The organism is Bradyrhizobium sp. Kon56 (assembly GCF_055807635.1).
In genome coordinates this window covers 405835-428877 of record NZ_JBVVOU010000001.1, presented here as the reverse complement: position 1 = coordinate 428877, position 23043 = coordinate 405835, and the positions used below count along the sequence as shown (strand labels likewise).

At 65.1% G+C, this 23043-nt stretch carries 21 protein-coding genes; 16 read left to right on the top strand and 5 right to left on the bottom strand.

Translation table 11 applies throughout. The features are described from left to right. The first annotated feature begins 32 nt into the window (after positions 1 to 32). Positions 33 to 812, top strand: a complete 780-nt coding sequence (locus tag AC0L3B_RS01875; RefSeq protein WP_473379948.1) for a class II aldolase/adducin family protein — start codon at positions 33 to 35, stop codon at positions 810 to 812. A 196-nt stretch (positions 813 to 1008) separates the two neighbouring features. Here the strand turns inward: AC0L3B_RS01875 and AC0L3B_RS01870 are convergent, their stop codons facing one another. The 3 genes from AC0L3B_RS01870 to AC0L3B_RS01860 all read right to left on the bottom strand — a co-directional run bounded on the left by AC0L3B_RS01870 (position 1009) and on the right by AC0L3B_RS01860 (position 5547). Next, positions 1009 to 2403 (bottom strand): M20/M25/M40 family metallo-hydrolase, encoded by a 1395-nt coding sequence (locus AC0L3B_RS01870; RefSeq protein ID WP_018456868.1) that lies wholly within the window; start codon positions 2401 to 2403, stop codon positions 1009 to 1011. Positions 2404 to 2456: 53 nt separating this feature from the next. Beyond that, complete coding sequence (locus tag AC0L3B_RS01865) at positions 2457 to 3785, bottom strand: glycosyltransferase family 87 protein (RefSeq protein WP_026233257.1); 1329 nt, start codon at positions 3783 to 3785, stop codon at positions 2457 to 2459. 133 nt (positions 3786 to 3918) lie between these two features. Further along, the gene (locus AC0L3B_RS01860; protein WP_018456870.1) at positions 3919 to 5547 is read right to left on the bottom strand and encodes a helicase HerA-like domain-containing protein; all 1629 of its coding nucleotides are present in this window, start codon (positions 5545 to 5547) and stop codon (positions 3919 to 3921) included. 346 nt (positions 5548 to 5893) lie between these two features. Here AC0L3B_RS01860 and AC0L3B_RS01855 point away from each other — a divergent pair, with 346 nt between their 5' ends. The 15 genes from AC0L3B_RS01855 to AC0L3B_RS01785 all read left to right on the top strand — a co-directional run bounded on the left by AC0L3B_RS01855 (position 5894) and on the right by AC0L3B_RS01785 (position 20157). After that, the gene (locus AC0L3B_RS01855) at positions 5894 to 6259 is read left to right on the top strand and encodes a hypothetical protein (protein ID WP_018456871.1); all 366 of its coding nucleotides are present in this window, start codon (positions 5894 to 5896) and stop codon (positions 6257 to 6259) included. 26 nt (positions 6260 to 6285) lie between these two features. Then, positions 6286 to 6693, top strand: a complete 408-nt coding sequence (locus AC0L3B_RS01850; RefSeq protein WP_018456872.1) for a DUF4332 domain-containing protein — start codon at positions 6286 to 6288, stop codon at positions 6691 to 6693. Positions 6694 to 6964: 271 nt separating this feature from the next. Beyond that, complete coding sequence (gene folP, locus AC0L3B_RS01845) at positions 6965 to 7825, top strand: dihydropteroate synthase (protein WP_026233258.1); 861 nt, start codon at positions 6965 to 6967, stop codon at positions 7823 to 7825. After that, on the top strand, positions 7822 to 8190 hold the full coding sequence (folB, locus tag AC0L3B_RS01840) for a dihydroneopterin aldolase (protein WP_018456874.1): 369 nt from the start codon (positions 7822 to 7824) through the stop codon (positions 8188 to 8190). Before folP ends, folB begins: the two co-directional genes overlap by 4 nt. A 1-nt stretch (position 8191) precedes the next feature. Beyond that, on the top strand, positions 8192 to 8683 hold the full coding sequence (folK, locus tag AC0L3B_RS01835; RefSeq protein ID WP_018456875.1) for a 2-amino-4-hydroxy-6-hydroxymethyldihydropteridine diphosphokinase: 492 nt from the start codon (positions 8192 to 8194) through the stop codon (positions 8681 to 8683). A gap of 81 nt (positions 8684 to 8764) precedes the next feature. Then, complete coding sequence (locus AC0L3B_RS01830) at positions 8765 to 10636, top strand: methylmalonyl-CoA mutase subunit beta (RefSeq protein WP_018456876.1); 1872 nt, start codon at positions 8765 to 8767, stop codon at positions 10634 to 10636. Beyond that, positions 10633 to 11097 (top strand): GFA family protein, encoded by a 465-nt coding sequence (locus AC0L3B_RS01825; protein ID WP_007608185.1) that lies wholly within the window; start codon positions 10633 to 10635, stop codon positions 11095 to 11097. The genes AC0L3B_RS01830 and AC0L3B_RS01825 overlap by 4 nt, the downstream gene beginning before the upstream one ends. A 9-nt stretch (positions 11098 to 11106) precedes the next feature. Beyond that, the gene (locus AC0L3B_RS01820) at positions 11107 to 11292 is read left to right on the top strand and encodes a hypothetical protein (RefSeq protein WP_018456878.1); all 186 of its coding nucleotides are present in this window, start codon (positions 11107 to 11109) and stop codon (positions 11290 to 11292) included. Next, on the top strand, positions 11289 to 13445 hold the full coding sequence (scpA, locus tag AC0L3B_RS01815; protein WP_018456879.1) for a methylmalonyl-CoA mutase: 2157 nt from the start codon (positions 11289 to 11291) through the stop codon (positions 13443 to 13445). Before AC0L3B_RS01820 ends, scpA begins: the two co-directional genes overlap by 4 nt. 366 nt (positions 13446 to 13811) lie before the next feature. Continuing rightward, positions 13812 to 14804: a tripartite tricarboxylate transporter substrate binding protein gene (locus AC0L3B_RS01810; protein ID WP_018456881.1), complete on the top strand. Its 993-nt coding sequence runs from the start codon at positions 13812 to 13814 to the stop codon at positions 14802 to 14804. A 174-nt stretch (positions 14805 to 14978) separates the two neighbouring features. After that, positions 14979 to 15473, top strand: a complete 495-nt coding sequence (locus AC0L3B_RS01805) for a tripartite tricarboxylate transporter TctB family protein (RefSeq protein ID WP_007608177.1) — start codon at positions 14979 to 14981, stop codon at positions 15471 to 15473. A 4-nt stretch (positions 15474 to 15477) separates the two neighbouring features. After that, complete coding sequence (locus AC0L3B_RS01800) at positions 15478 to 16992, top strand: tripartite tricarboxylate transporter permease (protein WP_018456882.1); 1515 nt, start codon at positions 15478 to 15480, stop codon at positions 16990 to 16992. Between the two features lie 51 nt (positions 16993 to 17043). After that, on the top strand, positions 17044 to 18033 hold the full coding sequence (gene meaB / locus AC0L3B_RS01795; RefSeq protein WP_018456883.1) for a methylmalonyl Co-A mutase-associated GTPase MeaB: 990 nt from the start codon (positions 17044 to 17046) through the stop codon (positions 18031 to 18033). Further along, on the top strand, positions 18030 to 18683 hold the full coding sequence (locus AC0L3B_RS01790) for a pyroglutamyl-peptidase I (protein ID WP_018456884.1): 654 nt from the start codon (positions 18030 to 18032) through the stop codon (positions 18681 to 18683). Before meaB ends, AC0L3B_RS01790 begins: the two co-directional genes overlap by 4 nt. A gap of 103 nt (positions 18684 to 18786) precedes the next feature. Further along, on the top strand, positions 18787 to 20157 hold the full coding sequence (locus AC0L3B_RS01785; protein WP_473379947.1) for a TIGR03808 family TAT-translocated repetitive protein: 1371 nt from the start codon (positions 18787 to 18789) through the stop codon (positions 20155 to 20157). 27 nt (positions 20158 to 20184) lie between these two features. Here the strand turns inward: AC0L3B_RS01785 and AC0L3B_RS01780 are convergent, their stop codons facing one another. Then, positions 20185 to 20826 carry a TIGR03809 family protein gene (locus AC0L3B_RS01780; RefSeq protein WP_018456886.1) on the bottom strand — a complete coding sequence of 214 codons (642 nt, stop codon included), beginning with the start codon at positions 20824 to 20826 and terminating at the stop codon, positions 20185 to 20187. 508 nt (positions 20827 to 21334) lie between these two features. After that, entirely contained in the window at positions 21335 to 23041 is a 1707-nt protein-coding gene (locus AC0L3B_RS01775; protein ID WP_026233259.1) for a S8 family serine peptidase, read from the bottom strand. Between the last annotated feature and the right edge of the window lie 2 nt (positions 23042 to 23043).

The following is a 23043-nucleotide window of genomic DNA, read 5'->3' as shown; positions in this document are numbered from 1 at the left end:
CCCTGCAACAACGATGTTCGGAGAGGTCAGCCATGTCGCCAGCGGAAGCGCGCCTGAAGGAAGTGCCGTCGAACATGAAGGAGGCCGAGTGGCAGCAACGGGTCAATCTCGCCGCCTGCTATCGCCTCGTCTCGCTCTACGGCTGGGACGACTTGGTCGACACCCACATCTCAGCGCGCGTGCCCGGCCCCGACCATCATTTCCTCATCAACCCCTACGGGCTGATGTTCGACGAGATCACGGCGTCGAGCCTCGTCAAGGTCGATCTGCACGGCAACCAGCTCTCCGAGAGCGAATACAGCGTCAACCCCGCCGGCTTCACCATCCACTCGGCGATCCACGAGGTTCGCGAGGACGCCATCTGCGTGCTGCATCTTCACACCCTCGACGGCACCGCTGTCTCGAGCAGCGCCGAAGGCCTGCTGCCGCTGAACCAGACCGCCCAGCTCGTCACCCACGACCTCGCCTATCACGACTACGAAGGTATCGCCCTCGACCACGACGAGCGGCCGCGGCTGCAGAAGGACCTAGGCGACCACAACCACATGCTCTTGCGCAACCACGGCACGCTGACGGTCGGGCGTTCGGTCGCCTCGGCCTTCGAGCGCATGTATCACCTCGAGCGAGCCTGCTCGATGCAGGTGCGTACGCGCGCGCTGGGCACGCCGGTCTACCCGGTCGACGATGTCGCGATCGACAAGAACACCGAGCTGCTCGCCAACCGCGACCGCGCCGAGCTGCGCGCCACCAACCTCGTGTGGCCACCGCTGCTACGCAAGCTGGACCGCGAGCTTCCGGGCTACCGCTCTTGAAATTTTCGGGATTTGGTGTAGGGTAACGGTCAACGAACCTCTACGCCTTTTGGAATGAAACGCCGCCCAATTCCGGGCGGCGTTTTTATTTGGCCCCGTCATTGCGAGGAGCGAAGCGACGAAGCAATCCAGGCTGGCGCCGGAGAGAGATTTCTGGATTGCTTCGCTACGCTCGCAATGACGAGGAAAGAGCGCCCTACTTCACCTCCGCCAGCGCCGCGAGGATGCGGGCCCAGGAACGGATGCCTTTCTGGAAACTGCGGAGGTCGTACTTCTCGTTCGGCGAGTGGATATTGTCGTCGTCGAGGCCGAAACCGACGAGCAGCGAATCCAGCCCAAGCGTACGCTTGAAGTCCGCGACGATCGGGATCGAGGCGCCCGAGCCCATCAACACGGTCTCCTTGCCCCATTCCTCGGTCAGCGCGGTCTTGGCCGCGGCGAGCGGCTTCATGTTCCAGTCGAGCGCAATCGCAGGCCCGGCAGAGTGGTCGCCGAACTCGACCTTGCAGTCTCCCGGAATGCGCGCCGTCACGTACTCACGGAAAGCCTTGCGGATCTTTTGCGGATCCTGCCCTTCGACCAGTCGGAACGAGACCTTGGCCGAGGCGTGCGACGGGATCACCGTCTTCGAGCCCTCACCGATATAACCGCCCCAGATGCCGTTGACGTCGCAGGTCGGACGCGTGGAAGCTTGCTCGACCAGGAGCCTGCCCTTCTCGCCGGCCGGTATCGATAGCCCAACGGGCTTGAGGAATGTGTCCGGCGTGAAATCGAGCTTCTTCCACTGCGCGAGAATATCCGGCGGCGTGTCCTTCACCCCATCATAGAAGCCCGGAATGGTGATGCGATTGTCGTCGTCGAACAGCGCGCCGAGAATTTTGGTCAGCACCCGGATCGGGTTCATCGCGCTACCGCCGAACACGCCGGAATGCAGGTCGCGATTGGCGGCGGTGATCTTGAGCTCCTCATAGAGCAGGCCGCGCAGCGAGGTCGTGATCGCCGGCGTGTTGCGGTCCCACATGCCGGTGTCGCAGACCAGCACGTAGTCAGCCTTAAACTCGTCCTTGTTGGCTTCGATGAAGGGCACGAAGTTCTTCGAGCCGACTTCTTCCTCGCCTTCAATCAAAAACGTGACGTCGATCGGCAGCGACCCCGTCACCTTCTTCCAGGCGCGGCAGGCCTCGACGAAGGTCATGACCTGGCCCTTGTCGTCCTCGGCGCCGCGCGCCACGATGATCTTGCGGCCATCGGCATGGTCGGTCACAACAGGCTCGAATGGCGGGCGGTGCCAGAGCTCGAGCGGATCGACCGGCTGCACATCATAGTGGCCGTAGAACAGCACATGCGGACGGCCGCCCGCGAAGCTCTTGCCGACGACCGCGGGATGGCCGGCGGTTGGCCTCACTTCAGTGGCAACGCCGAGGCTCGCGATGTCCCTGGCAAGATGCTCGGCCGCCGCCTTGCAATCGGCCGCGAAGGCCGGATCGGCGGAGATCGACTTGATCCGCAACAGCGAGAACAGGCGCTCCAGGCTGTTGTCGAACTCCTTATCGATGTGGTCGAGCACGGATTGAAGCTGCGCATTTGCCATTGGTCGTATTCCCTGCGTTCGAATCCCAAGACGTCGGGGCTCAAGATGTCTTCTCAAGAACTATCGGCTTTTAGCGCTGCCGCGGCGTTGGGGCCAGCCGCAACCGGCGGATGCCGGATGTGCCATGCGAGACTAGCTGCGAGCACCGCCGTGGCGACGAGGTTGTTGCCCCAGGCCTGCAAGACATTTGGAAACCACGGCAGCGCCAGCAGCATGAGGATGCCGGCGGCGCCAAGGGCGAGCCAGGTTCCAAGGCGCACGTTCGCCCGCTCGTCGAAGGCGGCACGATGCATCAGCACCGTCATCGGGAAGAACAGCCACATGAAGTAGTATTGCCGCGCCAGAGGCGATGCCACCGTCATCAGGCAGAACAGGATGCCGAGTTCCTCGGCGTCCGAACGCGCCGTGCGCCGCGCTTGCCGTGGCATGACCGCGACGAAGCCGAGTCCGAGCAACGCCGACAGCGCCAGCACGATCCAGTTCGCCGTCCTGTAATCGACGTCGATGACATTCATCGTGCGCGGCGGCTTGCTCGGATCCTCCTGATTGTAGTTGATTGGCCGGACCAGCCGGTGCGTGACAGCAATGAGTGACTGGTTCACCCACGACCAGTTCTGCTCGTCGCGCTGGCCAAATCCTTTTTCCGAACTCGACCCGACCATGCCCTGATACCAGGTCTTGACCTCGGCGGCGTTGCGCTCGAAGCCGCGAATGGGGGCCGGCACGATATAGAGAAGTATGCCGGCGAACGCGACCGTAGCGACGGCGGCTCCCCACTTTCGCCGCCAGACCAGATAGGGCAGCACCGCAATGGGAAACACCTTGATGGCGGCGGCGAGCGCGAACATGAAGCCTGCGAGCCAGGAGCGCTGATGCTGCAAACTCCAGAAGCCGTAGAGCATCATCGCCAGCAAGACGAGGTTCGGCTGGCCAAGATCGAACATGTCGAACACGAAGGTCACGGTGACGAGAGCGGGCAGCGCCTCCAGCCAAGGGCCAGGCGTCCGGCCCGAACCGCTCATGGCATTGGAGAGCATCCCGGTGTACCACCACGCCGCAATATTCAGGATCGACAGCACGCTGTAGAGCGCGATCTTGCCGAACCAGCTCGGGACTGCCAGCAGGATCGCCGGCAGCGGTGGGTAGATGAACTCGAAGTACTGGTGGATATCGCCGGGATAGAGCGGCCCACCCTTCAAGACCTGCTGCCCGGCCCAGTACCACAGGCCGTAGTCCTTGGTCTTGCCGTGCCCGAAGATCTCGGGACCAAGGACATCGGCAGCCAGGATGAAGCAGCAGAGCAGGAAGAGCAGGTCGAGTGGCGCACGCAACGACAGGGTTCGGAGTGCGCCGGATCGAACGAAAGATTTAGGTGAGGTCACGATGTGGTCCAGTCAGGGGCCATAGCACCTAGCAGACCAACGAACGCTTGGAGAGTCCTGATCACCCGAATTTGTACCCGCCGCGCACAAGCGGCGGGTTTGCGGAGGAGTTGCCTCAAACGAGGCTTTCTGCCTACCTGCGCAGCAAGCCGCCGAGCGCGCCGCGGACCAGCGTGCGGCCGATCGAGCCACCAAGCTGGCCGGCGACGGACTTGCCGATATTGGCCGCCATCCCCCCGATTACCTGATTGGTGACCGATCGGGTCACGTCGCGGGCGATGACCTGGCCCGTCGAGAGGCGGCCGCGCTTGACGTTCGTGCCGAAGATGGTGCCGACCATCGAGCCGATCTGGCCGAGGATGCCACCGCCTCCAATGCCGCCGGCCGCGCCGGGATCGGCAGTCGCCGCCGTGCCGGCAATGCGCTTCTGGATGATCTCGTAGGCGGACTCTGCATCAACGGCGGTGTCGTATTTGCCCTTCACCGGGCTTGCATCCATGATCGCCTTGCGCTCTTCCGGCGTGATCGGTCCGATCCGGGCCGATGGCGGCCGGATCATCACCCGCTCGACCATCGCCGGCGTGCCGTTGCCTTCGAGAAAGGACACCAGCGCCTCGCCCTTGCCGAGCTCCATGATCACCTTGGCGGTGTCGAGCTTCGGGTTGGGGCGGAAGGTCTGGGCCGCAGCGGCGACCGCCTTCTGGTCGCGCGGGGTGAAGGCGCGCAGCGCGTGCTGCACCCGGTTGCCCAATTGTCCGAGCACGCGGTCGGGCACGTCGACCGGGTTTTGAGTCACGAAATAAACGCCGACGCCTTTGGAGCGGATCAGGCGCACCACCTGCTCGATCTTGTCCATCAGCGCCTTGGGCGCGTCGTTGAACAACAGATGCGCCTCGTCGAAGAAGAAGACCAGCTTCGGCTTGGGCAGGTCACCGGCCTCGGGCAGCTCCTCGAACAATTCCGACAGCATCCACAGCAGGAATGTCGCGTAAAGCCGTGGGCTCTGCAGCAGTTTGTCGGCGACGAGGATGTTGACCATGCCGCGGCCGTCGCGGTCGGTCTTCATGAAGTCCTTCAGCGTCAGCGCCGGCTCGCCGAAGAATTTGGTGGCGCCCTGGTTCTCGAGCACCAGAAGCTGGCGCTGGATGGTGCCGACCGTGGCCTTGGTGACATTACCAAAACCCTGCGCCGCCTTCTTGATCTCGGCAAGCGGACTGTCCTCGGCATCCGTCCCCTTCTTGCCCGCATCGGGCACGATGGCATCGAGCAGCGCGCGCAGATCCTTCATGTCGATCAGGGTCAGCCCGTTGTCGTCGGCGACGCGAAAGGCGACGTTGAGCACGCCTTCCTGCACGTCGTTCAGGTCCAGCATACGTGCGAGCAGCAGCGGGCCCATTTCTGTGACGGTCGCACGGACCGGGTGGCCCTGCTCGCCGAACACGTCCCAGAACACCGTCGAGAACTGGTCGGGCTCGAACGTCAGTCCCATCTCGGTGGCGCGCTTGACGATGAAATCCGCGGGCACGCCGACCTCGGAGATGCCCGAGAGGTCGCCCTTGATGTCGGCCGCGAAGACCGGAACACCGGCGCGCGCAAATCCTTCCGCCATAACCTGCAGCGAGACCGTCTTGCCGGTTCCGGTTGCACCTGTGACGAGGCCGTGGCGATTGGCGAACGCCAGCGTCAGCCAAGCCTGCTCGTTTCCTTTACCGACGAAGATTTTGTCGTCGGTATCACCGAGCTTGCTGTCCTGTGCGGTCATTATTCCCTGATCTCTCTGCCCTGTTTCGCATATCGAAACTCGAATGCACAGTTCCGTAGTTTAACGCATGTCGCGCGCTGATTGAAACCATTCAACGCGCTCCGGGCATGCGACATCGTCGGAAATATGCAGGTGGACATCCGCCGAAAGTAGGAAGGACGCATTCGCATCGCGGCATTTTTTTGCCGATTTCATCTCCGCTCTTGCATCACTGCAACACTTCTCGCGCGTTCGAGAATGAATCGGAACGTTGATGGCGTTCATCGCTTGTATTTCACACCACACCGGCTCAAGATCATTTTCGAAAGCAATACTCCGGCATGTGAACCGGCTGAGGGGCGGCCATATGGACGAGCTAATCGGGCGGCTGGCGACAAACGCCAGCATAGATAGTGCTGTCGCCGAAAAGACCGTCGGCATTATCTTGGGCTTCCTCCGCAACGAGGGTCCTTCCGACAGCGTCCAGGTCCTGATCGACCAGATTCCAGGTGCAGAAGCGGCAATCGAGGCATCCGGCACCGGCGGAGGACTGTCGCGGCTGATGGGCGGCGGCCTGATGGCGGTCGGCACGCGCCTGATGGGCCTGGGACTTGGCATGTCCGAGATTCAGAACATCGCCCGTGAACTTTTTCGCTTCGGCCGAGACAAAATCGGAGCGGATCAGATGGGCAAGATCATCGCGGGGACCCCGGGCCTCAGCCAGTTCGCCTGACGCCTGCGCATTTCACATCGAGTATCATGACATATCCGATCTCCGAGATTGAGGGCCTGTCGGCCTTTGCCGCCAACAAGTTGAAGGCGCAGGGTATCCGCACCACCGACGCGCTGCTCGAGGCGGCTTCGACCGTGAAGGGCCGCAAGGCGCTCTCCGTGAAGACCGGCATCAGCGAGCAGTTGCTGCTGGAATGGGCCAACGTCTCCGACTACATGCGCATCCCCGGCATGGGCAGGGCCAAGGTCGGTCTGGTCCGCGCCGCCGGCGTCACCACCGTGCGCGAGCTCGCCTACCGTAACCCGGCAAGGCTCGCCCAGAGCATGCGGGACGCCAACGAGAAGAAAAAGCTGCTCCGCATCCTGCCCTCGGAGAAGTCGGTCGGCGACATCATCGCCAAGGCGAAGAAGCTGCCGCCGAAGATTTCGTATTAGGACTGCTGCTCTCCGCATACGGGGTGGGCGCTACTCTCTCGGCATTGTTTTGCCCGATGAGCAACAATGCATCCCAACTCTGCCGTCATACCCCGCGAAAGCGGGGTATCCAGTACGCCGCGGCTCCTCCGTATCGCGGCACTGTCTCTGGATACTGGATTGCCCGCTTTCGCGGGCAATGACAGCGAGGGTGTGCGACGCCCTGTCCAAACGCTGGCAACCCACGCCTTCCCGTCTTGACTCCCCCTCCCCGACCGCTAAAGCGGGCCGCATGAATGCCTCGCCCTCCCCATCCGTCCCGGCGGCCGGTTCAGTCGGGCTTGACGTGCTGCGGACGTTACTGGAGCGGCCGATCCCGGCGGTGATGGGCGTGCTCAACGTCACCCCGGATTCATTCTCCGACGGCGGCGAATTCATCGCGCCCGAGCAGGCACTCGCGCGGGCGCGGGCGATGATCGAGGTGGGGGTCGACATCATCGATATCGGTGCCGAGTCCACCCGGCCCTACAAGGGCGCCCGGCCGGTCACCGCGGCAGACGAACTGGCCCGGCTCAAGCCGGTGCTATCGGACATCGTGGCGCTCGGCGTGCCGGTCTCGATCGACAGCATGAAGGCCGAGGTGGTGGCCTTTGCGCTCGATCAGGGCGCTGCGATCGCCAACGACGTCTGGGGCCTGCAACGCGACGCCGGCATGGCGCCGCTGGTGGCCGCGAGGAGCGTCCCTGTCATCGTCATGCATAACCGCGACAGGGTCGATCCCGCCATCGACATCATTGCGGACATGAAGGCGTTCTTCCAGCGCTCGCTGGATATCGCGGCACAAGCCGGCATCGCCCGCGACAAGATCGTGCTCGATCCCGGCATCGGCTTCGGCAAGACGGCAGAACAGAGCATGATTGCACTGGCACGACTTCGCGAGCTCGACATGTTCGGCCTGCCGATCCTCGTTGGTGCCTCGCGAAAACGCTTCATCGCCTCGGTGTCGCCGTCGGAGCCGACCGAGCGGCTCGCCGGCTCGATCGCCGCACATCTGCTCGCCGCACAACGCGGCGCGAAAATCATCCGCACCCACGACGTCGCCGAGACCTTGCAGGCCCTGCGAGTGGCGCACGCAATCGAGAGCAAGCCATGACCGATACGATCTTCGTAACCGGCCTGTCGATCCATGCCCGCCACGGCGTGATGGAGCACGAGACCGAGGTCGGCCAACGCTTTGTCATCGACCTCGAGCTCTATACCGACCTGTCGGAGCCTTCCCGCAGCGACCGGCTCGCCGACACCGTGTCCTACGCCGACGTCGTGGCGACCACCACCGCGGCCTTCAAGAACACCAATTACAAGCTACTGGAGCGCGCGGCCGGCGCGGTGGCCGACGCCATCCTGTCGCACTTTCCGCGCATCCGTGCGGTCAAGATCACCGTGCACAAGCCGCATGCGCCGATCGCCGCGATCTTCGACGACGTCGGCGTCATGCTGACGCGCTCGCGGCACCCCTGACATGGCGAGCGTCCTGATTGCGCTCGGCGGCAATGTCGGCGATGTCCGCGCGACCTTCCAGAAGGCAATCGCCCATATCTGCGGCATGGCGCAGGCCGCTTTGATCGCGCGCTCGTCGGACTATGCGACGCCGCCCTGGGGCGACGAGGACCAGGCTCCCTTCATCAACGCCTGCATCGAGATCGAGACCAGCCTTGATCCGCATGCGCTCCTGTTCGTGATGCAGAAGGTCGAGCAGAAATTCGGCCGCACGCGCGATAAAGAGCGGCGCTGGGGCCCGCGCACGCTCGATCTCGACATGATCGCCTATGACGATGTGTCGATGCAGAAGCCTGACCTGACCCTGCCGCATCCGCGCCTATTCGAGCGCGCCTTTGTGCTGGTGCCGCTGGCCGAGATCGCGCCCGACCGCGTGATCGCAGGCATTCGTGTCCATGACGGTCTCGCCAGCGTCTCGACACAAGGCATTGAGCGGCTTCCGGATACCGGTTAACCAAAAACAACCGTTTGCAGGGACGGCCGGCCGTGGCAATTTCGCCTGCGAACAACAAGATTTTCGGGAGCCCTTCGCCGCATGACCTCCGCGACTGACGACCTGCCGCTGGCGGCGGATTTTCCCAAGGCGACCGTCGACGACTGGCGCAAGCTGGTCGATGGCGTGCTAAAGGGCGCGCCGTTCGAGAAGCTGGTCGCCAAGACCTATGACGGACTCAAGATCGATCCGCTCTATCCGCGCGCCAAAGGTGTTGCGCCCGTGGTGGGCCGGCCGGCGGCGGCGCCCTGGCGGATCATGCAGCGGATCGACCATCCCGATGCAAGTGCGGCGAATGCGCAGGCACTGACCGATCTCGAAAATGGCGCGACGGGTCTGGCGCTGGTGTTCGCCGGCGGCAATGCCGCTCACGGTTTCGGGCTGGAACCGACCGCCGACGCAGTCGCAAGGATCTTGAAGGACGTCCATCTCGATGCCGGCATCGGCCTCGAGCTCGAGATCGGTCCGCAATCGCGGATGGCGGCGATCCACGTCGCGGAATATGTGAAGAGCAAGGGCATCGATCCCGGGGCCTGCGACATCCGCTTCGGGCTCGATCCGCTCGCGGCCTGCGCGGTGTGGGGCCACAGCCCCTATACCTGGGATGAGATCGTTCCGGCCATCACCGGCGGCGTCAAGGGCCTCTCCGCGCTCGGCTTCAAGGGGCCGTTTACATCGGCCGACGGACGCGTGATCCACGATGCCGGTGGCTCGGAGGCGCAGGAGCTCGCCTTCGCGCTCGCCTGCGGCGTCGCTTATTTCCGCGCGATCGAGGGCGCGGGCGTTCCTCTGGAGCAGGCGCAGGGCATGGTCTATGCGCGGCTTGCCGCGGATGCAGACCAGTTCCTCACCATGGCAAAATTCCGCGCATTGCGGCTGCTGTGGGCGCGTATCGAGACGGCGTGCGGGCTCACGCCAAAACCGCTGTACATCGCCGCCGATACCGCTTGGCGCATCCTGACGCAGCGCGATCCCTATGTGAACATGCTGCGCGCGACCATGGCGACGTTTGCGGCCGGACTTGCCGGCGCCAACGCGGTCACCGTGCTGCCGCATACGCTGGCGCTCGGCCTGCCCGATCCATTCGCACGGCGCGTGGCGCGCAATACTCAGCTCGTGCTGCTGGAAGAGAGCAACCTCGCCAAGGTCAGCGATCCCGCGGCAGGCGCAGGCGGCATCGAGACGCTGACCGGCCAGCTCTGCGACGCGGCTTGGGCGCTCTTCCAGGAGAGCGAGAGAGCCGGCGGCGCCTTCGCTGCGCTTCAGCAGGGCCTGTTCCAGAGCAAGGTCGCGGCTGCGCGAAAAGCCCGCGACGCCAACATCGCAAAACGCCGCGACGTGCTGACCGGCGCCAGTGAGTTTCCGAACCTGCACGAGAACGAGACTGCGGTGCTGAAGGCGACGCCGATCGCGCTGGCGCCCTATGGCGAGCAAAAATACAAGTTCGACCCGCTGCCGCCGATCCGGCTTGCGGAACCGTTCGAGGCGCTGCGCGACAAATCCGATGCGGCCTTGAAGGCACACGGCGCGCGGCCGAAAGTCTTCTTGGCCAATCTCGGCACGCCCGCTGATTTCACGGCGCGCGCGACCTTTGCCAAAAGCCTGTTCGAGACCGGCGGCATCCAGGCTGTCGACAGCGAGGGCTTCGCTGATCCGGCCCAGCTAGCTGCGGCCTTCAAGGCCTCCGGCGCCGGGCTCGCCTGTCTTTGTTCCAGCGACAAGGTTTATGCGGAACACGCCCAAGCCGCGGCGCAGGCCCTGCAAACCGCCGGGGCCCGACTTATCTATCTGGCAGGCCGCCCGACCGATGTCGAGGCGGCGCTGCGTGCAGCCGGCGTCACCGGCTTCGTCTTTGCCGGTGCCGATGCGCTTGCGACGCTGCAAGACACGTATCGACGGATGGAGCAGCCATGACGGAAGCAGGCAAACCCGTTCTCACCGGCGGCTGCCAATGCGGGGCAGTGCGCTTTGGAGTCATGACGGCGCCGAACAGGGTTTCGATCTGCCACTGCCGGATGTGCCAGAAGGCCAGCGGCGCGCCGTTCGCCTCTTTTGCCGACATCAACAAGACGGACTTCGCCTGGACCAAGGGAAAGCCGTCGTTCTTCCGCTCCTCCTCCATCGCCGAGCGCGGCTTTTGCGCCGCCTGCGGCACGCCGCTGAGCTTTGGCCGCATCGACGGCGATCGGATCGAGATCATGACCGGCGCGTTCGACCGCCCGGACCACGTGGTGCCGACGCGGCAGTTCGGCACCGAGTCCCGTCTCGGCTGGGTGGTCGGGATCGCCAATCTTCCAAGCCAGACCACGCAGCAGAATTACGGACCGGAGAAGATGGCGACCATCGTCAGCCATCAGCATCCGGACCATGATTGAGGCGCCGCCATGTTTCAGCTGCTCGGACAAACGTTGCTCGGTCTGGCAGAATGGAAGATTGGGAAGCTGTTCGCGCGGCTGCTCTGGGTTGGGACCGGCCAAATTACTCAGAGCCGCTTGGACGATCCCGTCTACAAGAAAAATGTGCAAAAGCTGATTGAGCGCAATCGCAGGTTTGAGGATCCCAAGGAATGACCCGCATTCCCAATTTCGCCGACGTCGCCTTCGAGCGCGCCGCCGCCGGCGCCCCGACCGGCAGCGCCGAGCCGTGGCTGACGCCCGAGGGCATTCTGGTGAAGCCCGCTTATAGCGAGGCCGATCTGGCCGGGCTCGACTTCCTCGATACCTATCCGGGCATCGCGCCTTATCTGCGCGGCCCCTACCCGACCATGTATGTCAACCAGCCTTGGACCGTCAGGCAATATGCCGGCTTCTCCACCGCGGAGGATTCCAACGCGTTCTACCGCCGCAATCTCGCGGCCGGACAGAAGGGCCTCTCGGTCGCGTTCGATCTCGCCACCCATCGCGGCTATGACAGCGACCATCCGCGCGTCGGCGGCGACGTCGGCATGGCCGGCGTTGCCATCGATTCCATCTACGACATGCGCACGCTGTTTGCGGGCATTCCGCTCGACCAGATGAGCGTGTCCATGACCATGAACGGCGCGGTGCTGCCGATCCTCGCGCTCTACGTTGCGGCCGCCGAGGAACAGGGCGTGCCGCCGGAGAAGCTCTCAGGGACCATTCAGAACGACATTCTGAAAGAGTTCATGGTGCGCAACACCTACATCTATCCGCCCGCGCCTTCGATGCGGATCATCTCGGACATTTTTGCGTATACCTCGCAAAAAATGCCGAAATACAATTCGATCTCGATCTCCGGCTATCACATGCAAGAGGCCGGCGCGACGCAGGACCTCGAGCTCGCCTATACGCTGGCCGACGGCGTCGAATACCTTCGTGCCGGCCTTGCGGCGGGCCTCGATGTCGACCGCTTCGCGCCGCGGCTGTCGTTCTTCTGGGCGACCGGGATGAACTTCTTCATGGAAGTGGCCAAGATGCGCGCCGCGCGGCTGCTCTGGGCGAAGCTGCTGAAGCCTTTCAATCCGAAGGATCCGCGCTCGCTGTCACTGCGCACGCATTGCCAGACATCCGGCTGGTCGCTGACCGCGCAGGACGTCTTCAACAACGTGATGCGCACGACTGTGGAAGCGATGGCGGCGACGCAAGGCCACACCCAGTCGCTGCACACCAATGCGCTCGACGAGGCGCTCGCTTTGCCGACCGACTTTTCGGCGCGCATTGCCCGCAACACCCAGCTCTTCCTGCAGCACGAGAGCGGCACCACCCGCATCATCGATCCCTGGGGCGGCTCGTATTATGTCGAGCGTCTCACCCGCGACCTCGCCGCCAAGGCCTGGGGCCACATCCAGGAGGTCGAGGAGCTCGGGGGTATGGCCAAGGCGATCGAGGCCGGCGTACCGAAGCTGCGCATCGAGGAAGCCTCGGCCAAGACCCAGGCCCGCATCGACGCCGGCAAGCAGGCGGTGATCGGCGTCAACAAATACAAGCCGACGGACGAAGCTCCGATCGATATCCTCAAGGTCGACAATACCAATGTCCGCCGGCTCCAGATCGACAAGCTGACGCGGCTGAAGTCCGAACGCAACCAAAAGGACGTCGAGGCCGCGCTCGCCGCGCTGACGCGCTCGGCGGGCGAAGGCAACGGCAATCTGTTGGCGCTGGCCATCGACGCTGCGCGCGCGAAGGCAACCGTCGGCGAGATCTCGGACGCGATGGAGAAGGTGTTCGGCCGGCACCGCGCCGAGATCAAATCCATCACCGGCGTCTACAAGCGGGAGGCGTCCAGCATGGGTAACCGGGTCGAGAAGGTTCAGGCGCTGATCGACGCCTTCGAGGAGGCGGAAGGCCGCCGTCCGCGCATCCTGGTCGCAAAAATCGGTCAGGACGGTCACGACCGCGGCCAGAAGGTGATCGCGTCGGCCTTCGCCGATATCGGCTTCGACGTCGACATTGGGCCGCTGTTCGCGACCGCCGACGAAGCCGCGCGCCAAGCGGTCGAGAACGACGTCCACATCCTCGGCGTCTCCTCGCTTGCCGCCGCCCACCTCACCGCAGTGCCGGAGCTCAAGGCCGCGCTGAAGAAGCAGGGCCGCGACGACATCATGATCATCGTCGGCGGCGTGGTGCCGCCACAGGATTACGATGCGCTCTACGCGGCCGGCGCGGAAGCCATCTTCCCGCCGGGCACGGTGATCGCGGACGCGGCCGAGGAGCTGATCCGCAAGCTGAACGCCCGGCTCGGGCATAGCGAGGCGGCAGAGTAATTCGGCCGCCGCTCGGCAATCCGCCCATTCTTCACCGAGACCGCCGACAACGACGCCGCCATGACCGCAATGGTGAAGGGGGTGACTGCATCGCTCATGGTCGCAAAGATGAAGCGCGATGCGAGCGCGACTGCGACGACTGGTTCGCGGAATTGAAGCGGAGCCTGCTCAGATGCGCGCGGTGACGTTTGCGTCCTCAACCGAGGCGGGCAAGACTCCCGGCCTCGCCTTCCACTATTCCACGCATGAGGGCCGCGTTGCCCGCAGAGCGCTGGTAGCGCTACCTTGCAGCCGCGCTGCAAAGCCGACTAGAATGTCGCCATAGACAAGAGCGCCCGACGTCGTGGGCGCCGCTGGGAGGCATTGATGTCCAAGATTACGCGCCGCAGCTTTGCGGCTTCATCTGCCGCAGTCGCGGCATCCGCCGCATTCGGTCTCACACCCGTACGCGCGCAAGCCTATCCAGCGCGGCCCGTCACCGTGATCGTTCCCTGGGGCGCGGGCGGCGGCACTGACGCGACCGCGCGCATTGTCGCAGCGCTTCTGGAGAAGGATCTCGGCCAGCCCTTCAACGTGGTCAATCGCACCGGCGGCTCCGGCGTCGTCGGCCATACCGCGATCGCGACCGCGCAACCTGATGGCTACACCATCGGCATGCTCACCGTCGAAATCTCGATGATGCACTGGCAAGGGCTGACCGAGCTGGCGCCGAAGAGCTACACCCCGCTGGCGCTGATGAACGAAGACCCCCCGGGCATCCAGGTCTCCTCCTCCTCGCCCTACAAGACGGTGAAGGAGCTCGCGGAAGCCATCAAGGCGGCCCCTCCCGGCAAGTTCAAGGCCTCCGGCACCGGCCAGGGCGGCATCTGGCATCTGGCGCTGGTCGGCTGGATGCAGGCGATGGGCCTGCCTGCCAACCAGGTCGCCTGGGTGCCGTCCAACGGCGCCGCACCCGCGATGCAGGACCTCGCCGCCGGCGGCCTCGACCTCACCACCTGCTCGGTGCCGGAAGCCCGCGCCATCATCGAGGCCGGCAAGGCCAGGAGCCTTGCTATCATGGCGCCGGCGCGCAATCCCATCTTCAAGGACGTGCCGACGCTGAAGGAGGCGATGGGCATCGACTACGCGACCGGCGCCTGGCGCGGCATCGCCGGGCCGAAGAACCTGCCGCCGGAGATCGCAACGAAGCTCACCGCGGCGCTGCAGAAGGTCTACGACTCCGCCGAGTTCAAGGACTTCATGAGCAATCGCGGCTTCGGCACCGTGTGGGGCGATGCCGGCCAGTTCGCAAGCTTCATGGACAAGGGCGACGCCCAGATGGGCGAAGCGATGAAGGCGGCGGGTCTGAGCAAGGCGTGATCTTGTCACCTCTCCCCGCTTGCGGGGAGAGGTCGAATTTGAGCGCAGCCCAAATTCGGGTGAGGGGGAGTCTCTCCAAGTCCAGCTTTCACCGCCAACGCGGACGCAGCCCCGGACTCCACCCTCTCTCCGTAAGAACGGGGTGAGGGATAAGAAATCTCATAGGATCCTCCCATGCGCCTTCCCGACTCCGTCACGGGATCGTTTCTCGTCGTGCTCGGCACCGCAGCCGCCTATGGCGGCTGGCTGCTGCCGCCGGTACCCGGGCAGCCGGTCGGCCCCAACGTATTTCCGCTCGTGATCGGCATTGGGCTTGCGCTGTGCGGGCTCGCGATCGTGTTCGGGATCGGTCACACCTTCGAAGAGGCGGAAGAGCTGATCCCGCTCGAGGATGGCCAGGCAGCGGCTGCCCCGCCGCCTCAGGGAAAGTTGTACGGCCTGCGCGCGCTGCTGCCGCCGGCGCTGTTGCTGTTCTACGTGGTCGCGGCCGACCGGCTCGGCTTCATCATCACCGCGGCGATCATGGTCTACGTCACCTCGACCGCGTTGGGGGCAAAGTGGAAGCTGGCGCTGCCGCTCGCAGCGCTGGCGCCGTTCGCCATCCACCTCATCTTCGGCAAGCTGCTGCGCGTGCCGCTTCCCGCCGGCCTGTTGCCGACACCCTGGTGACCCCATGCTGAAAACCCTGATTGAAGCGTTCGCACTGATCTCCACCTGGGAGGTCATCATCGCGATGTTCGCAGCCTCGGTGTACGGGCTCGTGATCGGCTCGCTGCCGGGCCTGTCGGCGACGATGGCAACCGCCCTGCTCGTCCCCGTCACCTTCTATCTCTCGCCGATCGCGGCGATTGCGACCATCGTGGCGGCCTCCTCGATGGCGATCTTCTCCGGCGACATCCCCGGTGCGCTGCTGCGCATCCCCGGCACGCCCGCCTCCGCCGCCTATGCCGACGAGGCTTACGCCATGACCCGGAAGGGACAGGCCGAGTTGGCGCTCGGGGCCGGCGTGTGGTTCTCGGCCGTGGGCGGCATCGCCGGCGTGCTGTCGCTGATGATTCTGGCGCCGCCGCTAGCCGAGATCGCGCTCTCGTTCTCGACCTTCGAGTATTTCTGGCTGGCGCTGCTCGGCCTGATGTGCGCGACGCTGGTGGCGCGCTCCTCGCCGGTGAAGGCGATCGCCGGCATGTTCCTCGGTCTGCTGGTCTCCTGCGTCGGCATCGAAAATCCCGGCGGCGTGCCGCGCTTCACCTTCGGCCTCACCGATCTGTTCGGCGGCATCGAGCCGATCCCCGCGCTGGTCGGCGTGTTCGCGGTCGCCCAGGTGATGCGCGCGATGCTGACGCCCGAGCCGCCGCCGCTGCCGCGGCGCAAATTCGGAAGCATCATGGCCGGTCAGTGGAAGCTGACCAAGAAATACCATTGGCAGATGACGCGCGGGAACATCGTCGGCATCATCATCGGCGTGCTGCCCGGAGCCGGCGCCGACATGGCCGCCTGGGTGTCCTATGCGATGTCGAAGCGCTTCTCCAAGGAACCGGAGAAATTCGGTACCGGCCATGTCGAGGGCCTGGTCGAGGCCGGCGCCAGCAACAATGCCAGCATCGCCTCGGGCTGGGTGCCATCATTACTGTTCGGCATTCCCGGCGACACCATCGCTGCGATCGCGATCGGCGTGCTCTACATGAAGGGGCTCAACCCCGGACCGACGCTGTTCACCGAGAAAGCGTCGAGCATGTACGCGATCTATCTGATGTTCATCATCGCGAACATTTTGATGATCCCGCTCGGAATCGCCATGATCCGGGTTGCCGCCTACATCCTGCTGGCACCGCGCTCCGCCATCATGCCCATCATCATGCTGTGCTGCGCAGTCGGCTCGTTCGCTATCGGCAACAACATGTTCGGCGTCGTCACCGTCGCCGCCTTCGGCGTGATCGGCTATGTCATGGAAGCCAACGGTTATCCCGTCGCCGCGATGGTGCTCGGCATCGTCATGGGCACCATGGTCGAGCAGGCCTTTGTCACTTCGCTGATCAAGTCGGACGGCAGCATTTTGCCGTTTTTCGAGCGCCCCGTGGCCGCGATCCTCGCCGCCATGGCGATCGGGGCGCTGCTGTGGCCGGTGATGGTCTGGGCGTGGCGAAAGCTGAAACCGGTGCGGACCGGAGTGGCGGCGACATCCCGGTGATATCGGGCGGGCGGCCCTCGCCTGCCCCACGCGGGCGTTGTAAAGCAGGGCATGGTTGAGAAAAAGCCTTCACTGGACATCAAATCCCTCGCCCATGACCTTCGCGCCGGCAGCCGCGCGGCGCTGGCGCGGGCCATCACGCTGGTCGAGAGCCGGCGCAGCGACCATCAGGCGCTGGCGCGCGAGCTGGTGCAGATGCTCTTGCCTGACACCGGCAGAGCGCTCCGCGTCGGCATCACCGGCTCGCCCGGCGTCGGCAAATCCACCACCATCGACGCGCTCGGCATCCATCTGATCGAACAGGGTCACAAGATCGCGGTGCTCGCAGTCGATCCGTCCTCAGCCCGCAGCGGCGGCTCGATCCTCGGCGACAAGACGCGGATGGCCCGGCTCTCGGCTTCCGACGATGCCTTCATCCGACCCTCGCCGTCCTCGGGCACGCTCGGCGGCGTCGCGGCCAAGACACGCGAGGCGATGCTGCTGTGCGAGGCGGCCGGCTTCGACGTCGTGCTGGTCGAGACCGTCGGCATCGGCCAGTCCGAGACCGCGGTCTGCGACATGACCGATTTCTTCCTGGCCTTGATGCTGCCAGGCGGCGGCGACGAATTGCAGGGCATCAAGAAGGGCCTGGTCGAACTCGCCGACATGATCGCGATCAACAAGGCCGACGGCGACAATCTCAAGCGCGCCAACATCACCGCCGCCGATTATCGCGGCGCGCTGCATATCCTGACGCCACGCTCCGAGCATTGGCATCCGCCGGTCGAGACCTATTCGGCGCTGACTGGCGACGGCATTGCGAAGATCTGGCAGAAAGTCCTCGATCACCGCAAGGCGATGAATGCCTCCGGCGACTTCGCCGCACGGCGGCGCGAGCAGCAGGTGAAATGGATGTGGTCGATGCTGGAGCAACGCATGCTGGCGCGGTTGCGCAGCGAGGCGTCGGTGCGAACCAAGGTCCGGAAGATCGAGACCGAGGTGGCCGACGGCCATCTCACGCCGGCGCTCGCCGCCGAAAAGATCCTGGAGTTGCTGCAATGAGCGACAAGCTCCGCGTTCTCCTCACCGCCTTCGGCCCGTTCCCCGGCGCGCCCTACAATCCGACCCAGCCGCTGGTCGCCCGGCTGGTGCAATTGCGCCGTCCCGCACTCGACGATGCCGCGATCTCCAGCCACATCTTCCCAGTCACCTATGCCGCGGTGGACCGGCAATTGCCGGAGGTGCTCGCGAAAGAGAAGCCCGACGCGCTGCTGATGTTCGGCCTCGCCGCACGCACGCCCTATCTGCGCATCGAGAGCCGCGCGCGCAACGCCGTCACCATGCTCTGGCCCGATGCCGCCAACACCCGCTCGAGCAAGCGCGGCATCGCCGGTAATGCGGACGCGCTGATTTTCGGCCCGCACACCGCAAGGCTGCTGCGCGCCGCCCGCCTCACCGGCATCGACGCGCGGCCCTCGCGCGACGCCGGCGCCTATCTCTGCAATTACCTGAGCTGGCGCGCGATCGAAAACGTCAGGGGCGGCGGGCCAAAGCTCGCCGCATTTATCCATATTCCCCTGCTCGCGCGCAGTGGCGCCGTGCGCCGCAAGGGCGCGCCGCGGATCACGCTGGAGGAACTGGTGGACGCCGGGGAAGCGATGCTGATGGAGATGGTACAGTTGGCACGGAAGGCTCGGAACACGACTGTGTAAACATTTAACCCTACCGCGAACAATCCTCACGGCCCCAGCCGCGCGGTCCCGTTTTTGCGCTACCTAACCGCTGCGGACCCCCGCGTCCGCCGGAGGACGCGTCATGGACCTCAATCGCCGCCATCTCATTGGAGCATCGACCGCAGGCCTCGCCGGCGCGCTCGCGATACCAGCCGACGCCGCGCGTGCGGCGCCGCTGACGTCGCTGCTCGGCCGCGATGCCACGCAATATGGCGTGCGGCCCGGCAGCAGCGAGGATCAGACCCGCGCGCTCCAGCGGGCGATCGACGAGGCTGCGCGGGCGCAGATGCCGCTAGCGCTGCCACCCGGCATCTACCGCAGTGGGTTGCTACGCTTGCCAAACGGCGCGCAACTGATCGGCGTGCGCGGCGCGACAAAATTCGTCTTCACCGGCGGGGCCTCGGCGATCCAGAGCGACGGCTCCGATGCAATCGGCCTTTCCGGCATCACCTTTGACGGCGGCGGCATTCCGCTGCCGACGCGGCGCGGGCTGATCCAGATCCTCGGCGGACGCGACGTCCGCATCACCGATTGCGCGATCACCGGCTCCGGCGGCAGCGGCATCTGGCTCGAGCAGGTCTCCGGCGACATCTCGGGCAACATCTTTACCAACATCGCGGTGACGGCAGTGGTGTCGTTCGACGCCAGGGGTCTCAGCGTCTCCCACAACACCATCACCGGCACCAACGACAACGGCATCGAGATCCTGCGCACGGCCATCGGCGATGACGGCACGCTGGTCACCGATAACCGCATCGAGGACATCAAGGCCGGCCCCGGCGGCTCCGGCCAGTACGGCAACGCCATCAACACGTTCCGCGCCGGCAACGTCATCGTGCGCGGCAATCGCATCAAGAACTGCGATTACTCCGCCGTGCGCGGCAACTCGGCCTCGAACATCCACATCACCGGCAACAGCGTCAGCGATGTGCGCGAGGTCGCGCTCTATTCGGAATTCGCTTTCGAGGCCGCGGTGATCGCCAACAACATTGTGGACGGCGCCGCGGTCGGCGTCTCCGTCTGCAATTTCAACGAAGGCGGCCGCATCGCCGTGGTCCAGGGCAACATCATCCGCAATCTGATCCCGAAGCGGCCGATCGGCACCGCGCCGGATGACGATGCCGGCATCGGCATCTACATCGAGGCGGATTCATCTGTCACCGGCAACGTGATCGAGAACGCGCCGTCCTACGGCATCGTCGCCGGCTGGGGCGAATATCTCCGCGACGTCGCGATCACGGGCAACGTGGTCCGCAAGGCACTGGCCGGCGTCGGGGTGTCCGTCGTGCCCGGCGCCGGCACCGCGCTCGTCAACAACAACATGATCTCGGAAACCCCGCGCGGCGCCGTGGTCGGGCTCGATCATGCGCGCGCCGTGACGTCCGATCTGTCGGTGGACGGCGCCCAGCGGTTTGCGCAATTGGTGGTCGGCGGGAATGCGGTGCGGCGATAGCTGCCGCTGCTCGCCTCCTCCCGAACGCTAGAACGCGTTCCGCAGCAGTGGATACTTCGCTTCGAGCCCGTCGAGGCTGAAGGTGAACTCAACCAGGCGCTCGGGGGCTGCGACAATTTCGGCTGCCGGCGGAGAGAACTGCGGCAGAAGCGCCGCCATCGCAGCCAGCGCCTTGGGCGCTGCCGTCGCGGCCGGCACCTTGGGCCCCGTCATCGCGACGGGCGCGGTGGGCGGCGCCATGGCAGCCGGCACTTGGAGCGGTGCCATCGGGGCAGGCGCGGCGACCCGCGCGGCCGGGGCTTCGGAGATGTCGGCGAGAACGCCCGGCTTGGGATCGAGCCTGACCGGCACGGCGGTCTCCGGGACGATGTGCACGGCCTTCGGTTGCACTGTCTGCGCCTGCTGCTCGCGCGGAAACATGCGGGGCATGGTCGCCGGCGACCAGCCGAATGCGGGCGACACGCTCGCGGCCGCCGTGGCGACGTCAGCGCCGGTGGCAAGGGCGCGCCAGGTCTGGACGGCGAGCTTCGCTTCCTGGATGTTTTCGAGAAATGCGATCTCGGAGTGATAGCGGCGCCAGCGCCCGGTCTCGAACATCTCGGAGAGATGCACCAGCCGCTGCTCGGCGAGAGCGCACCAGCGTGCCGCAATGTCGCGGCCAATAGCCACGTCGCGAATAGCCTCTTGGCGATGTGTCATAAATCAGCCCGTCAGGAGAAAATACGGACGCGACGCAACGCACACGAATCAATTTAGACGCGACGTGAATATTTTGTGGAAAAGTTTTGACTTGTCCAGCAACGACGATGTTTTCGTCGCCAAACTCCGTAGTCGTGCGGAGATTCAAGCGGTTTTGGAGTCAAGCTTCGCACAAGCATAGCGCGCTTGCGGCGTGCCGGCGGAGCAGTGGCGATGAGTGAGCCACGATCTCTCAACCGGAAGCTGATCTCGCGCAGGCTTCGAGGGATTGGACGCCCAAAAAGAAAAGACCCGTCCGGGGGGACAACCGGACGGGTCGAGCCATATGGGCGCTTGGGGTGGATGGGCGCTCGCGCCTGATATGACTTATGGGGAGGGATAACCGCTCCCACATAATTTGGTCGTGGCAGCGGGCCGAACGTTCAATGCGGCGTTTGATTTTTCAACCTTCGCGCCGCGCGCAAAGTTGTCGCAGCCGCTATCGCGTCGCCGGCCTATCCGCCTGAGAAACCGTGGCTTTATCCTCGGTGCTCGACAACGAGGGTTGCTCTAATGCGCGGATGCCAGGCTCGTCGCGACGCTTCTCGATATCTTCACGTTTTGTTGTACCGGATGCGGCCGCGACCGGCGTCGCGCCGGCGGCGGGAACGGCCATGACCGCGGCAAACGCGTCGGCCCCGCCATCGCCGAACAGATCATCACGCCCGGGTGAACCGAGGTCACGCGCCGTCTTCGCCAGCGTCGTGCGCAGCGCTTCCGGCTTCAAGGCGGAGTTGCGCTCGAGCAGCAGCGCTGCGACGCCGGAGACATACGCGGCCGAGAACGAGGTGCCCGACGTCATCTGGTATTTGCCGTCAGGCGCTGGCAGGAAGATATCGACGCCGGGAGCCGCGACCGCGATGTAGTTGCCACGGTTGGAGGCGGTGAACAGCCTGTCCTGCTGGTCGGTTGCGCTGACCGCGATCACGTTGGGATTGGCGGCCGGATAGAGCGGCGGCGACTTCGCGCCGGCATTGCCGGCGGCTGCGATCAGCACCAGGCCACGCGCGGCGGTCGCCGCGATGGCCCGCTCGATCACCGCGTCTTTGGGACCGGCAAAGCTCATGTTGACGATCTGCGCGCCGTGCTCGGCGGCATAGTTCAGAGAGCGCAGGATGATGTAGGACGAGCTCTCGGCCCCGCCGGTGGTGCCGCCGAAGGCGCGGATGGCGATGATGCGCGCCTCGGGCGCGCTGCCCATCAGCTTGGCATGCGCCACGATGGCGCCTGCAATGCCGGTGCCATGAATGTGCGGGCCTTCGGCGCTACCGAGCGCATCGAAATTATCGGCAATGGAATTGGCAAGTTCCGGATGTCGGGCGTCGATGCCGGAGTCGATCACAGCAACCGTCACATTGGCGCCATGCGCGAGAGTATGTGCCTGCGGCAGGCGGAGCTTGGCCAGCGCATATTGCGCGGGATCTCCCTCGGTCGGCACCGACGATTTCTGGTCCTGAAGCAGGTAGCGGAAGTTCGGCTGGACCGAACGCACGCTGCCGTCGGCCGCGAATTCACGCCGCACCGTCGCGGAGGGCCGGCCGTCGGTGATGCGGAACAGTCCGAACGTCGCCCCGATCAGCGGAAAATTCTCGGAGGACACGCGCGTCAGGCCATGGCGACGCGCAAGCTCGTCGGCCTCGGTCGACGACAGCCCGCCATCGATCTCGGCGACGAATTCGTCGGCGAAGGTACGCAAATCCGCGGCGACGGGCGCGTTGTTGCCGCGCCGCTTTCCGGCGGTCTTCTTGCCCGATTTGCCCGAGCCATCGCCGCCTGCGTTCTGCTGCGCCAGGCATTCGCCGGCGGCGTCGCGATCGGGCGCGGTACAGGCGGGATAGAGGTTCGGGGAGTAGCGCGCATAAGGCAGCACCGGCGTCGGCCCCATCCGCGCCGAAATCCTCGTCGTCACGATCGGACCGGGACCGCGGCCGACGGCCACCGCTCTGGCTGCAACGCCCGGACTGACGCGTGCGGCGATGCCAGGAGAAATGGTCGGCATTCGGGAGGGGACGCTGATCGTCGGCGTGCGCATGATCGCCTGCGCCTGCGCAACCTCGACGCCGAGACAGGCGGCGAGCAAAAGCGCGGCTGCGACCGACGAAGCGCAGACCCCGGCTCTTACTCCACTTTCGGACTTGCGCGTCATCA

Bases quoted from the DNA above. Each gene is read 5' to 3' on its own strand.
- AC0L3B_RS01875 (WP_473379948.1), top strand. From the start codon at position 33: ATGTCGCCAGCGGAAGCGCGCCTGAAGGAAGTGCCGTCGAACATGAAG.
- AC0L3B_RS01870 (WP_018456868.1), bottom strand. From the start codon at position 2,403: ATGGCAAATGCGCAGCTTCAATCCGTGCTCGACCACATCGATAAGGAG.
- AC0L3B_RS01860 (WP_018456870.1), bottom strand. From the start codon at position 5,547: ATGACCGCACAGGACAGCAAGCTCGGTGATACCGACGACAAAATCTTC.
- AC0L3B_RS01855 (WP_018456871.1), top strand. From the start codon at position 5,894: ATGGACGAGCTAATCGGGCGGCTGGCGACAAACGCCAGCATAGATAGT.
- AC0L3B_RS01850 (WP_018456872.1), top strand. From the start codon at position 6,286: ATGACATATCCGATCTCCGAGATTGAGGGCCTGTCGGCCTTTGCCGCC.
- folP (WP_026233258.1), top strand. From the start codon at position 6,965: ATGAATGCCTCGCCCTCCCCATCCGTCCCGGCGGCCGGTTCAGTCGGG.
- folB (WP_018456874.1), top strand. From the start codon at position 7,822: ATGACCGATACGATCTTCGTAACCGGCCTGTCGATCCATGCCCGCCAC.
- folK (WP_018456875.1), top strand. From the start codon at position 8,192: ATGGCGAGCGTCCTGATTGCGCTCGGCGGCAATGTCGGCGATGTCCGC.
- AC0L3B_RS01830 (WP_018456876.1), top strand. From the start codon at position 8,765: ATGACCTCCGCGACTGACGACCTGCCGCTGGCGGCGGATTTTCCCAAG.
- AC0L3B_RS01825 (WP_007608185.1), top strand. From the start codon at position 10,633: ATGACGGAAGCAGGCAAACCCGTTCTCACCGGCGGCTGCCAATGCGGG.
- AC0L3B_RS01820 (WP_018456878.1), top strand. From the start codon at position 11,107: ATGTTTCAGCTGCTCGGACAAACGTTGCTCGGTCTGGCAGAATGGAAG.
- scpA (WP_018456879.1), top strand. From the start codon at position 11,289: ATGACCCGCATTCCCAATTTCGCCGACGTCGCCTTCGAGCGCGCCGCC.
- AC0L3B_RS01810 (WP_018456881.1), top strand. From the start codon at position 13,812: ATGTCCAAGATTACGCGCCGCAGCTTTGCGGCTTCATCTGCCGCAGTC.
- AC0L3B_RS01805 (WP_007608177.1), top strand. From the start codon at position 14,979: ATGCGCCTTCCCGACTCCGTCACGGGATCGTTTCTCGTCGTGCTCGGC.
- AC0L3B_RS01800 (WP_018456882.1), top strand. From the start codon at position 15,478: ATGCTGAAAACCCTGATTGAAGCGTTCGCACTGATCTCCACCTGGGAG.
- meaB (WP_018456883.1), top strand. From the start codon at position 17,044: ATGGTTGAGAAAAAGCCTTCACTGGACATCAAATCCCTCGCCCATGAC.
- AC0L3B_RS01790 (WP_018456884.1), top strand. From the start codon at position 18,030: ATGAGCGACAAGCTCCGCGTTCTCCTCACCGCCTTCGGCCCGTTCCCC.
- AC0L3B_RS01785 (WP_473379947.1), top strand. From the start codon at position 18,787: ATGGACCTCAATCGCCGCCATCTCATTGGAGCATCGACCGCAGGCCTC.
- AC0L3B_RS01775 (WP_026233259.1), bottom strand. From the start codon at position 23,041: ATGACGCGCAAGTCCGAAAGTGGAGTAAGAGCCGGGGTCTGCGCTTCG.